At 73.0% G+C, this 12,608-nt stretch carries 7 protein-coding genes; 4 read left to right on the top strand and 3 right to left on the bottom strand.

Annotated elements, in window-relative coordinates; translation table 11 throughout:
* Positions 1-270: 270 nt before the first annotated feature.
* A complete protein-coding gene (locus ACFY9E_RS12345; RefSeq protein WP_390982116.1) occupies positions 271-3,570 on the top strand; it encodes a BTAD domain-containing putative transcriptional regulator in 3,300 nt (1,099 codons plus the stop codon).
* Between the two features lie 13 nt (positions 3,571-3,583).
* Here the strand turns inward: ACFY9E_RS12345 and ACFY9E_RS12340 are convergent, their stop codons facing one another.
* Together ACFY9E_RS12340 and ACFY9E_RS12335 are read right to left on the bottom strand one after the other, a co-directional pair.
* Positions 3,584-5,566 (bottom strand): sigma-70 family RNA polymerase sigma factor, encoded by a 1,983-nt coding sequence (locus ACFY9E_RS12340; protein ID WP_390982113.1) that lies wholly within the window; start codon positions 5,564-5,566, stop codon positions 3,584-3,586.
* 216 nt (positions 5,567-5,782) lie between these two features.
* A complete protein-coding gene (locus ACFY9E_RS12335) occupies positions 5,783-6,550 on the bottom strand; it encodes a TetR family transcriptional regulator (RefSeq protein ID WP_390982110.1) in 768 nt (255 codons plus the stop codon).
* A gap of 374 nt (positions 6,551-6,924) precedes the next feature.
* Here ACFY9E_RS12335 and ACFY9E_RS12330 point away from each other — a divergent pair, with 374 nt between their 5' ends.
* Together ACFY9E_RS12330 and ACFY9E_RS12325 are read left to right on the top strand one after the other, a co-directional pair.
* The gene (locus ACFY9E_RS12330; protein ID WP_390982107.1) at positions 6,925-8,316 is read left to right on the top strand and encodes an FAD-dependent oxidoreductase; all 1,392 of its coding nucleotides are present in this window, start codon (positions 6,925-6,927) and stop codon (positions 8,314-8,316) included.
* A 174-nt stretch (positions 8,317-8,490) separates the two neighbouring features.
* Positions 8,491-10,158 (top strand): SpoIIE family protein phosphatase, encoded by a 1,668-nt coding sequence (locus ACFY9E_RS12325; RefSeq protein WP_390982104.1) that lies wholly within the window; start codon positions 8,491-8,493, stop codon positions 10,156-10,158.
* 12 nt (positions 10,159-10,170) lie between these two features.
* Here ACFY9E_RS12325 and ACFY9E_RS12320 read toward each other — a convergent pair whose 3' ends face one another.
* Positions 10,171-11,436 carry an MFS transporter gene (locus ACFY9E_RS12320; protein WP_390983646.1) on the bottom strand — a complete coding sequence of 422 codons (1,266 nt, stop codon included), beginning with the start codon at positions 11,434-11,436 and terminating at the stop codon, positions 10,171-10,173.
* Positions 11,437-11,558: 122 nt separating this feature from the next.
* Between ACFY9E_RS12320 and ACFY9E_RS12315 the strand changes: the two genes are divergently transcribed.
* Positions 11,559-12,107, top strand: coding sequence for a MarR family winged helix-turn-helix transcriptional regulator (locus ACFY9E_RS12315; RefSeq protein ID WP_248503519.1), 549 nt, complete (start codon positions 11,559-11,561; stop codon positions 12,105-12,107).
* Positions 12,108-12,608: the final 501 nt, after the last annotated feature.

The raw sequence follows: 12,608 nt of genomic DNA, 5'->3' as shown, positions 1-12,608 counted from the left end.
GCCGGTTGCGGTGGGTCGACGCGCCGATCGCCGCGGGTGGGCGGCCCCGACATGTTCCCCTCGCGTTGTCCGGCGGGTGTGACTCCGCCTGCCTGCCTGCCTGCCTGCCTGCGCGCACGGGGAGGGCGGCGGCGCAGCGGTACTCCGCTACGCCGGGCCGGGGACCCACCCGGCCCCGGTGACAGCGCCGAGTACCTGCACCCGGGCACCCGCAACGCCCCGTACCGAAAACCCCGCGGCTCTCGTCCCCGCCCGGGCGACAATGACCCCGTGCGGTACAGAATCCTGGGTGTCACCACGGCAGAGGACGAGCGTGGCGCAGTCGTACCCGTCGGCGGCCCCCGGCTCCGCGCGCTGCTCACCGCCCTCGCCCTGCGGCCCTCCCGTGTCGCCACCCCCCGGACGCTCATCGACGAGGTCTGGGCGGACGAGCCGCCCCAGGACGCCCCCGCCGCCCTCCAGGCCCTCATCGGCCGGCTCCGCAGGGCCCTCGGGAAGGACGCCGTCACCTCCGAGACGGGCGGCTACCGACTCGCGGCCGGCCAGGACGACATCGACCTCTTCGTCTTCGAACGGCTCGTCCGGCAGGGCACCGACGCCCTCACCGGCGAGGACCCCGCCCTCGCGGAACGGCACCTCGACGCCGCCCTCGCCCTCTGGCGCGGCCCCGCCCTCGCCGACCTCCCCGACCGTTCCGCCGCCACCCGCCCGGAGGCGAGGCGCCTGGAGGCGACCCGGGCCAGGGCGGAGGCCCGGATACGGCTCGGCCGCGGGCCGGAGGCCATCCCGGAACTGCGGGAACTGACCGCCGTACACCCGTACGACGAGCCGCTGCACGCCCTGCTGATCCAGGCCCTGCGCGACACCGGCCGGGCCGCCGACGCCCTCGCCGCGTACGAGACCGCCCGCCGCTGTCTGGCCGAAGGCCTCGGCACCGACCCCGGGCCCCGACTGCGCGCCCTCCACGCCGAGCTGCTCGATACCGCCCCGCGGGACGGCAAGGCCCCGCCCGCTCCGCCGGAGCGCGAGCGCATGCGCCCCGGGACCATCCGTCCCCGTCTGACCTCCTTCGTCGGCCGGGAACCCGAGATCGACGCCATCCGTTCCGAGATGCACAGGGCCCGGCTCGTCACGCTCACCGGACCGGGCGGCTCCGGCAAGACCCGCCTCGCCGAGGAGGCCGCCGCCGGGCTCCCGCAGGCACGGCTGGCCGAGCTCGCCCCGCTCGACCGGCCGGAGGCGGTGCCGGGAGCGGTGGTCAGCGCGCTCGGTCTGCGCGAGACCGTGCTGATGACCAGCGAGCTCACCGCCGTGCAGGACGACCCCGTCGCCCTGCTCGTCGAGTACTGCGCCCAGCGCAGCCTGCTGTTGATCCTCGACAACTGCGAGCATGTCATCGGCGCCGCCGCCCACCTCGCCGAGACCCTCCTCACCCGCTGCCCCGAGCTCACCATCCTGGCCACCAGCCGTGAACCCCTGGGCGTGCCCGGTGAGTCGGTGCGCCCGGTCGAACCCCTGCCTCCGGACCACGCCCGCCGGCTGTTCGCGGAGCGCGCCGCCGCCGTCCGTCCCGACGCTGCGGACGCCGTCCTCCGCGACGAGCGGGCGGTGGCGGAGATCTGCCGGCGGCTGGACGGGCTGCCGCTCGCCATCGAACTGGCGGCGGCCCGGCTCCGGTTGCTCACCCCCCGGCAGATCGCCGACCGTCTCGACGACCGCTTCCGCCTCCTCACCTCCGGAAGCCGTACGGTCCTGCCCCGCCAGCAGACCCTGCGGGCCGTCGTCGACTGGTCGTGGGACCTGCTCGACGACGCCGAGCGGACCATGCTGCGCGAGGTGTCGGTGTTCGCGGGCGGCTGGGACCTCGCGGCGGCCGAGGCGGTGTGCTCCGGGCCCGCCGCCGAGCTGATCGGGGCGCTCGTCGACAAGTCCCTCGTCGTGGCGGCCCCCGGTGCCGACGACGGCACCTCCGGCATGCGGTACCGGATGCTGGAGACCATCCACGAGTACGCCGTCGAACGGGCCGCCGACGTCCCCCGGGTGCGCGCCGCCGCCGAGTTCCGGCACCGCGCCTGGGCGCGTGCGCTCGCCGAGCGGGCCGATCCGCTGCTGCGCTCCGCGGAGCAACTGCCGTGGATCTCCCGTCTGGAGACCGAGCTGGACAACATCCGCGCGGCTCTCGACCGGTCCCTCACCGCCGGGGACGAGGAGGAGGCCGCTGCCCTCGCCCTCGCCATGGGCTGGTTCTGCTGGCTGCGCAACTACCGTCACGAGGGCCTGGAGTGGCTGGAGCGGACGCTGCGGCTGGGCGTGGCCCTCGACCTCGCAGGTGGTGCGCCGGCCGACGGCGAGCCGGAGCTGCCCGGGCACATCGAGCACTTCCTCGACGCGCCGGACGGGGAGGCGGGGCATCCGCTGCACGACCTGCGGATGGATGTGCGCATGCTGCATCTGTTCTTCATGACCGAAGCCGAACCCATGGAGACGTTCGTCGACGAGCAGCGGCCGTACATGGATCGGGTGCTTGCCCACTACGAGAGGGGCGGCCCGCACGCGGCCCGCGTCCCGGGGCTCGTCTGCCCGATCCTCTCCTCCTTCCTGGGCGACCCGGGCGAGGTCCGGACCGTCCTGGACTCCGCCGTCGCCAACTGCCGTGCGTACGGCGGTGACTGGGAGGTCTCCGTCGCCCTGATGTTCCGTGCGCATACGGTCGTCGACGGACCCGGTGGCCTGGACGGCGTCGACGACGACCTCGCGGAGCTGCGGGTCCTCAGCCGCCGCGCGGGTGACCGCTGGCTGCGCGCCCAGGTGTGCAGCGCGGCCGGTGAGCTCGCCATGGCGCGCAGCCGCTTCGAGGACGCCAAGGGGGAGTACGACGAGGCCCTGCGCCTCGCCTACGAGGTGGGCGCCTACGCCGAGTCGCCGTTCCTCATCGCCCGGCTCGGCGAGATCGCCTACCGCGCCGGGGACCGGGTGACCGCGCTGGCGCTGCTGGACGAGGCCACCGCCGCCGCGGAGCGGTACGGCGTACGGGACTCCAAGGCGTACATCCTGCTGATGCGCACCCAGATGGCGTTCGAGGACGGGCATCTCGACCGGGCGCGCGCGTGGTGCGACGAGGCCACTGCGAACACCGCCCCCGGCACACCGCCACCCCAGTTCCTGGTGATGCTGCTCCTGCTCGACGCCCTGATCACGGCGCGGGAGTCCGGCCTGCGCTCGGCCCTGCCCAAGCTGAGCGGAGCCCTGCGCGAAGCCGTGCACAAGCGGTGCTCGGACGTGATCCGGGCCATGGTCGTGGAGGGCGCTGCGGGAGTGCTGGCCGACCTCGGCGACTTCCCGCGCGCCGCCCGGCTGCTCGGCACCGGTGACCACTGGCGGTCCGGCCGGCCGCGCTCCATGCCGGAGCGCTCCCAGGCGGAACGGGTCGGGGCCGCCGTGCGTGACGCCCTGGGGAGTTCCCGCTGCGAGGCGGAGCGCGCCCGGGGCACGGCCCTCACCGCCGACGACGTCCTGGTCGAACTGGACGAGGCGCGCGGCGCGTACGCCACCACCGGCCGGATCTCCTGATGCTCCGTGTCCGCTAGCGGCAGGTGAACCTGGACTCCGCCCAGTCCACCGGCATCAGGTTGTCGAGGGCGCTGCGCGGTTCCACCACCAGCCGGACCGTGCTGCGGCCGGTGAGGTCCACCTGCACGGGCACGGCCGCGTCACCGCCCTCGACCAGCGGGGACCGCCACAGCCGGACCCCGTCGGCGTAGACGGAGAAGTACACCTTGCCGAGTCGCAGCGTCATGTCGTCCACCCCCACGAGCGCGTCGTACGACGAGCAGGAGCGGTTGAGGTCGATGGTGACGGAGGAGCGGCCGTGCACGGTGACGCCGTGGGCGTACCGCTGGTCGCCGATCGACAGGCCGGACCGCTGCCAGACCCAGCTGCTCGAACCGCTCCGCATCTCGGGCTTCGTACCGTCGCCGTCGATGTCGTACGACAGGCCGCTCCACTGGTAGACGGCGCGGGCGGGCGGAGGCGACGGGGGAGGGGGCGTCGGCGTGGGGGCGGGGGACGGTGTCGGCTGGGGGGACGCGGGCGGTGGAGCGGGCTTCCGGGTCGGCGCCGGGGTCGGGGTAGGGGCCGGTTCGCGACTCGGGCTGGTCCGCGGGTCCGGCGCCGGTGTGGGCGTTCCGGCGCGCGCGGGCACGATCCCCGGCGGCCGTGGCCGCGGACCGGCTTCCGGCGGTGACGGGGAGGGCGTGGGCTCGCCGGGGCGCACCACCGACGACGGCGGAGGGGAGGAGGGAGCGGACTCGGCCTGCTCCTTCGGCTCCTCGTTGCCGGCCAGGGCCATCACCACCGCCGCCACCACACCGACGGCGACCACACCGGCCGCGATACCGGCCTTCACCGGTGCGCCGAGCCCCTCGGAGGCCGCCGCACCACCCCCGCCTCCGGCCCCACCGGCCGAACCACCGCCCGCAGCGCCTGCCCCACCGGCCGAGCCACCCGCCGCCGCGGCCGCGCCCGCCGCACCGGCCGCTCCCGCGCCCCCGGCGATGAGCCCGGCCGCCTTCGCATACCCGGCGGCCCCGAACCAGCCGATGACCGCGACCGGCACGACGGCCGGGATACCGCCGGCCACTTCCTCGATCTGCAGCGCGGCCAGCCGGCATTTCGCGCACGCGTCCAGATGCTTGCGCAGCCCCCGCTCGGCCCGCGTGCGCAGCCGCCCGCGGGCAAAGGTGCCGAGCTGGTCGGCGTAGCGCGCGCACTCCTCGTCGCCGGTGAGCGCGGCGCTGACATGGGCCTGGAGGTAGGCCTGCTTGAGGCCCTCGCGGGCCCGGCTGGCGAGCACGCGTGTGCCGTTGGCGTCCAGCCCGAACAGCGTGGCGACCTCGCTGGGCGACTCGTCCTCGATCTCGGTGTGCCACAGCACGGCCTGCCACCGCTCGGGCAGCGACCGGAACGCTCGCATGGCCAGGGACTGCTCGGCCGCGTGCATCGCCCGTACGTCCGCGCCCAGTTCGAGTGTGTCGTCGTCGGGGACGTCGGAGCCGCGTGCGGACTGGGCGGCGAACACCGCGAAGTCGTCGACGAGCTGCTCGCGCCGCGCTGACCTCGTCCAGGAGGCGGCGACGCGCCGGACGGAGGTGAGCAGGTACGCGCGTACGGCGTGCGTCGGGCCCGCCCCGCCGCGGACCGCCTGGAGCATGCGGGCGAAGACCTCGGCGGTCAGGTCGTCCGCGGTGTGGGCGTCGCGGCAGCAGGTGCGGGCATACCGGCGCACGGCCTGCGCATGGCGCCGGTACAGCTCCTCGTACGCCGTGTCGTCGCCCGAGCGCATCCGGTCGATGAGGTCGGCGTCGGACGGCGGCAGCACGCGCGGCGGCGGCAGGACACCGTCCTCGCGGCGGTTGCGCTGGGCCGGGACCGAGCCTTTGGCGGGGTGCCCGCCGGGCGGCACGCTCGCGCGTCCGTCTTGACTCGGCACCTGCGGCGGGACCGGTCCGCCGGCTGTGGCGTCGCCGTTGCCGCTACCGCTCGACTCGTCCCGCCCGTCAACGCCCATCGCGGAAAGCCCCCGGCAGCCGCCCAACCCGTCCAACCACCGGGTCAGCGTGCCATATCGGCTTTTGGTCAGAACCCCGGAGTCCGGACCATCACTCATCCGTGGGGACTCACCGCACGGCAGTACTAGCCGTCACTCGCTCGGGGAAGGCTCCCCCTTCGCTCCGGGCCGGACGTCCCGCCCGGCCCGGGCCGGATCGGCCCGGGCCCCGGCGGCTCACGCCGGTCGCGAGCGCAGACCCTCCAGCAGGATGTCCAGCAGCCGGGCCGACGCGGCCGCCTGCTGTGCCGCGTCCGGCAGCGAGGGCGCCGCTGTGGCGATCACCAGCAGCACGTCCGCCACCGACACGTCCGCCCGCAGTTCACCGGCCGCACGCGCCCGGTCCACGAGCTGGCCCACGACCTCGAGCAGCGCCGACGTCCCGGCGTCGTCCTCGGCCGCGACCGCCGGTGCCGAGGCGACCGCGACCGGCTGGTCCGGCACCAGTCGCAGCTCCGTCCCACCCGGCTGGGTCCGCTGCTGCGGCACCCGCGGGCCGGCCGCGCCGTCCTCGACCGAGACCCGCAGCACCTGTGGCGGCAGCAGCCGCCCGGCGCCGGAGGCCACCGACGTCCGCAGGAAGCGCGACAGCGCCGACCACGGCTCGTCCTCCTGTCCGAGCGCCGCACGCGCCTGGTCGGTCAGCCGGGAGGTCTCCTCCTCGGCTATCCGCCGCACCAGGACGTCCTTGCTCGGGAACCGCCGGTACACCGTGCCCACGCCGACCCGCGCGCGCCGCGCCACGTCCTCCATCGGCGCGCCGTACCCCAGCTCGCCGAAGACCTCGCGCGCCGCACGCAGTACGTGCTCCAGATTGCGCTGTGCGTCCACGCGCAGCGGCGTCGTCCGCGACACGTCGCGTCCGTTGCCCGCCGCCGCGCTCATCGTCATGCCGCCCGCCGCGACAGCGGACGCGGGCGACCAATGAGAGTCCTGAACATGCATATGTATTCCCCCGGTAATGACGTCTCCCCCCGGAGACTCCCCGCCATTCGATGACGGGACGGGGGAACCGCCCCGGTCCCGCGGCCCGCCCGTCGCGGACCCCGGTGAGCGCATCCCCCTACACCCCGTCGACACACGAACATAGTTGAGAGGGAGTCAATTCAGAAGGGGCAGGTTCCGCACGGAGCGCCCACCGATCGGAGTACGAGCCGCATACGTCCCGAATGTGCCCCCGCGCGCCCCATACGCCACCCCTCCTGACCTGCGCGAATGCATCGCAGGTCGCTAATCAGGCCAACTCCGCGCGTGCTCCCGCTCCGGTCACACAATTCGTCGAGGCTGTGGACAAACTCAAGCGACGGGTGCGTCATGGGATGGTGAAGGAACGTGCGCGCATTCTCGTTGTCGGTGGCGGCTACGTCGGGATGTACACGGCCCTGCGCCTGCAGCGCAGACTGAAACGGGAGCTGGACCGGGGCGAGGTGGAGATCACGGTCGTCACCCCCGACCCGTACATGACCTACCAGCCGTTCCTCCCCGAGGCCGCCGCCGGTGCCATCTCGCCGCGCCACGTCGTCGTCCCGCTGCGCCGCGTCCTCGACCGGTGCCGGGTGCTGATCGGCGAGGCCACCGCCGTCGACCACGCGAAACGCGCCGTCACCGTCACCACCCTCGCCACCGAGGAGGAGGGCACCGGCGGACAGCGGCTGTCCTACGACCAGCTCGTCCTGGCCCCCGGCTCCGTCTCGCGCACCCTGCCGGTCCCCGGCCTCGCCGACCACGGCATCGGCTTCAAGACCGTGGAGGAGGCCATCGGCCTGCGCAACCACGTCATCGAGCAGATGGACATCGCCTCCTCCACCCGCGACCCCGCGATCCGCGACGCGGCCCTCACCTTCGTCTTCGTGGGCGGCGGCTTCGCCGGTGTGGAGGCACTCGGCGAACTGGAGGACATGGCCCGCTACGCCGCGCGCTACTACCACAACGTCCAGCCCGAGGACATGAAGTGGATCCTCGTCGAGGCCTCGGACCGCATCCTGCCCGAGGTCGGCGAGGAGATGGGCCGCTACACCGTCACCGAACTGCGCCGCCGCAACATCGACGTCCGCCTGCAAACCCGCCTCGAGTCCTGCGCCGACCGGGTCGCCGTCCTCAGCGACGGCGCCCGCTTCCCCACCCGTACGGTCGTCTGGACGGCCGGCGTGAAACCCCACCCGGTGCTCGCCGCCTCCGACCTGCCCCGCAACGGCCGCGGACGTCTGAGGTGCACGCCGGAACTGTCGGTCGAGGGCACCACGCACGCGTGGGCCGCCGGAGACGCCGCCGCCGTCCCCGATGTCACCGCCGGCGGCAACGGGGGAGAACCGGGCCGCGAGTGCGCGCCCAACGCCCAGCACGCGGTCCGCCAGGCCAGGGTTCTCGCCGACAACATCGTGCACACGCTGCGTGGCGAGCGCCTGGACACGTACGCACACGCCTACGCCGGGTCGGTCGCCTCCCTGGGCCTGCACAAGGGCGTCGCCCACGTGTACGGACGCAAGCTCAAGGGCTACCCCGCCTGGTTCATGCACCGCGCCTACCACCTCAGCCGCGTGCCCACCTTCAACCGCAAGGCGCGCGTGCTCGCCGAATGGACCCTGGCCGGCCTCTTCAAACGGGAGATCGTCTCCCTGGGTTCACTCGAACACCCCCGGGCGGAGTTCGAACTCGCGGCCGGTGGAAAGCCTTCTCAAGACCCCCCGCACAACCCGAAGGGGTCGTCCTGACCGGACCCAGGAACTCCACCGGCCGGCCCGGCGTCTGACGGATGTCGGTCCGGTCCGCGCACTGCCAGACTGGTCCACCACCGCGGGCATGCCACCACTCGCCCCGGCGCGGGCCCCCCGGGGCCCCGGCCGGTTCCGGTACCGGCCGCCGACCACTACACGAGGCAAGGATTCGTGAACTTCACGCGCTGGAGCGCCCGGCTCCCCGGAACGCAGCGCCGCGCCGCAGCGCGGACCGAGCAGACGGCCTCCCCGGACCGGCGGGGGGAAGGGTCCGTACCCTCCGCCCGTGCCGAACAACTGACCGACGAGACGCCAATCGTTCCCGCCGTCGACGAACTGCGGGTGCGTGAGGTCCTCGACCGCGTCCCGTCCCTCGTCGCCCTGGTCCACGGCCCCGACCACCGCATCGCCTACGTCAACGACGCCTACACGAGCGCCTTCGGCGTACGCCCCATGGGCGAACGCGCCCGCGAGGCCCTCCCCGAGCTGGACGCCCTCGGCCTCTTCCCCCTCCTGGACCAGGTCCAGCGCAGCGGCAAGTCGCGCACGGTCAAGTCCCGCAAGGCCCCCGACGGCCGCTCCTACACCTTCACCTGCACCCCGGTCGCCCAGGGCGACGGCAAGGGCGGCAGCGACGGCAGGGGCGTCCTCGTCTTCGCCACCGACGTCACCGACCACGCCGAAGCCGCCGAACGCCTGCGCGCCAGCGAACGCCGCCAGCGCGAGACGGCGGTCACCCTCCAGCGGTCCCTGCTCCCCCAGGAGCTCGAAGAGCCGGACGACCTGCGCATCGCCGCCACGTATCACCCGGGCGGCACGGAGGCGGCCGTCGGCGGCGACTGGTACGACGTCATCACCCTGGGCGGCGGCCGCACGGCCCTGGTCATCGGCGACGTCATGGGCCGGGGTGTGCGCGCGGCGGCGGTCATGGGCCAGCTCCGCACGGCGGTCCGCGCCTACGCCCGCCTCGACCTCCCCCCGCACGAGGTCCTCCAGCTCCTGGACGGCCTGGCCGCCGAGATCGACGCCAACCAGATCGCCACGTGCGCGTACGCCATCCACGACCCGAACGAGGGCAAGCTGATCTACTCCTCGGCGGGCCACCTCCCCATCCTCGTCCGCGACGAGAACGGCACGGTGCTGCGCGCCGAGGAACCCACCGGCCCCCCGCTCGGCACCGGCGGCTGGATGCACACCTCGGGCTCGATCCCCCTCGCCCCCGGCTCCACGGCCGTCCTCTACACGGACGGCCTGGTCGAGCGCCGCGACGCGGACCTGGACGAGGGCATCGCCGCCCTGGAACGCGCCCTGGCCGGAGCCACCGGCACCCCCCAGGTCGTCTGCGACCGCCTGGTCCGCTCCGCGGGCGTGACCCCCGACCACGACGACGACGTGGCCGTCCTGGTCCTCCAGCACCCCGCGCGCAGCGGCCCGGACAGCGAGCTCTTCCGCAACGCCGCCCTGGAACTGCTGGGCGGCGTGGAAGCGGCCCCCCGCGCGCGTGCCTTCGCCTCGGGCGTCCTGACCAGCTGGCGCTTCCCCGCCGACCTGCACGACCTGGGCGTCCTGGCCACCAGCGAACTGGTCGCCAACTCCCTCCAGCACGGCACCCCGCCGATGAGACTGCGCCTGCGCCGCACGGACAGACGCCTGATCATCGAGGTCACCGACGGCGACGACCACCTCCCCAGACGCCGCCGAGCGGAACCGGGCGACGAATCGGGCCGGGGCATCGCCATCGTCGCCACGATCGCGTCGAACTGGGGCTGCCGCCGCACACCGGGCGGCGGCAAGGCGGTGTGGTGCGAGTTCGCCCTGCCGCGCACCCAGCCGACGTGACCGGACCGCGGATCAGACGTCCGCGGAAACGGGCGCCCCACCCCGCGCCACGACCCGGCTCTTGCCGAGCCACGGCTGATCCTGCGCCTCGGTCAGCTGCCGCCCCAACCGCACGGCCAGGACGGTGATCCCCAGCGAGAACACCAGGAACGCCACGATGTACGGCGCGTGCAGCGAGGCCCCCAGCGGCCCGCCCACCGCAGGCCCGACGGCCAGCGCGAGCTGCTTGACCAGGGCGAACGCGGAGTTGTACTGCCCGGCCATGCCCTCCGGCGCGAGATCCGCGACCAGCGGGGCCACGGTCGGCGACAGCATCGCCTCCCCCAGACCGAACAGCGCGTACGTCGAGACGAACGCGGCCGTCGCCATCTCCTGGCTCCCGTGCCCGAGCCCCGCGTACCCGGCGACGGCCCACGCCACGGCCCAGATCAGCCCGACAGCGGCGATCACCCGCGACCGCCGACGCCGCTCCACGAACCGCAGCACGGCGAACTGCGCGATGACGATCACCAGCGTGTTGGCGGCCAGCGCGGTCCCCAGCGCGGACGTCGAGATCCCGGCGGCCTCGACCCCGTACGCACTCAGCCCCGACTCGAACTGCCCGTAGCAGGCGAAGAACAGCACGAAGCCCAGCACGCACAGCTGCACCATGGCCCGGTTGCCCAGCAGCTGCTTCCAGCCGCTCCGGCCCGATGCCGTGGGAGCGCCCTCGATCCGCGGCGCGTGCGGCATCCGCACGGTCACCATCACCACGACCAGCAGCAGGAACATCGCCGCCTCGATCGCGAAGAGCAGCGTGAAGGATGCGGCGCTCGTCGTGTCGACGAGGTGCCCGCCGATGAGGCCACCGACGCCGAGTCCGAGGTTCTGCAGGAAGAACTGCATGGCGAAGGCACGCGACCGCGTCTCCGCCGACGAGCAGTCCACGATCATCGTCGCGAGCGCCGGCTGCATCACGGCCTGGCCTGCCCCCAGCAGGGAGGCCGACACCAGCACGGCCGCCGCGCTGCTCGCGATCCCCAGGCTGAGCGCTCCCAGGGCGGCGGTGACCAGGGCGGCGAGCAGCACCGGCAGCGGGCCGCGCCGGACGATGGCCCGCCCGGCGAACGGCAGCACCACCAGCGCGGCCACAGCGAAGACGGCGAGTACGAGACCCGCCGTCATGGCCCCCAGCCCTCGCACCTGCGCCACATAGACGTACAGGTACGGGACCGTGAAGCCGAGCCCGAACGCGCTGAGTGCGTTACCCACGTGAATGCGGCGCATCGCTGCGCCCATCGCCCTGGTCACGTTCACCTCTCTCACAAGTTAGGAGTGAAGACTTCGAAACTAAAGTTCGAAGCTAAAGAGTACATATCCAAGGACTTCAAGGCAAAGAAGAGCCATGCGATACTGCGCACATGGGCGACACCCCCGGCCCCAGCGAGCCGACCCTCGAAGAGCAGATCGCCGCGTACCAGCGCGAGTTCCAGGACCTCGACCCCCAGGTCGAGCAGATCGTCTCGGCCCTCTCCCGCCTGAACCGCCGCATGAACGTCGCCTACGGCCGCCAGACCTCGGCCCTCGGCATCAGCAACGCGGAGTGGGAGGTCCTCAAGGCCCTGGTCCTCTCCGGAGCCCCCTACCGTCTGGGCCCCAGCGACCTCGCCAAGCGCCTCGGCCTCACCCCGGCCGCGATGACCCACCGGATCGACCGCATGGTCGCCGAATCTCTGGTGACCCGTGAACGAGACGAGTCGAACCGCGTACGAGTCATCGTGGAACTGACATCCGAGGGGCGAGAGAAGTGGCTGGAGGCGATGCGCCTGGCGTCGGTCTTCGAGGAGGACCTGCTCCAGGACCTGACCCCCGACGAGCGAACGGCGCTGGGCGAAGTGCTCACGCGCCTGCTGCGCCGGGTCGAGCACGCCCAGCCGGATGCCGGCGGGCGCCTCACCGACCTGGACTGACGCCCGGGCCGAAAAGATCTTGACAGGGGCCGCTTGACAGCCCCATGCCGGATCCGTAGAGTTCTTCGGGTTGCCGCGGAGCCGTAACGGTTCTTCGGCAGCACTTCCGCCGCAGCAGCGGCATCCAAACCACCAGCTCGACCTCCCGACGGGGTTGATTCGGCACGTCCGAATTCAATTCGAATTGGGACTCGACGACCTGATCGACTCCGAACGGCTTCGATTTGGGAATCGCCGAGAGGGCGCGCTAAGGTTAGGAACGTCGGAGCGGCCCAACAGCCGCGAAGACAAACCCCGCTGACTGGGAATCAGGCCCGAAAGGATCTGATAGAGTCGGAACCGCCGGAAAGGGAAACGCGAAAGCGGAAACCTGGAAAGCACCGAGGAAATCGGGTCGAGAAAAGACCTGATAGAGTCGGAAACGCAAGACCGAAGGGAAGCCCGGAGGAAAGCCCGAGAGGGTGAGTACAAAGGAAGCGACCGTTCCTTGAGAACTCAACA

It is taken from the genome of Streptomyces sp. NPDC012466 (assembly GCF_042955215.1).
Classification (GTDB): Bacteria; Actinomycetota; Actinomycetes; order Streptomycetales; family Streptomycetaceae; genus Streptomyces.
Note: the sequence above shows the minus strand (reverse complement) of the source record. Positions and strands in the feature narration are given on the sequence as shown.

Coding starts and splice junctions, on each gene's coding strand:
- ACFY9E_RS12340 (WP_390982113.1), bottom strand. CDS start 5,566: ATGGGCGTTGACGGGCGGGACGAGTCGAGCGGTAGCGGCAACGGCGAC.
- ACFY9E_RS12335 (WP_390982110.1), bottom strand. CDS start 6,550: ATGCATGTTCAGGACTCTCATTGGTCGCCCGCGTCCGCTGTCGCGGCG.
- ACFY9E_RS12330 (WP_390982107.1), top strand. CDS start 6,925: ATGGTGAAGGAACGTGCGCGCATTCTCGTTGTCGGTGGCGGCTACGTC.
- ACFY9E_RS12320 (WP_390983646.1), bottom strand. CDS start 11,436: ATGGGCGCAGCGATGCGCCGCATTCACGTGGGTAACGCACTCAGCGCG.
- ACFY9E_RS12315 (WP_248503519.1), top strand. CDS start 11,559: ATGGGCGACACCCCCGGCCCCAGCGAGCCGACCCTCGAAGAGCAGATC.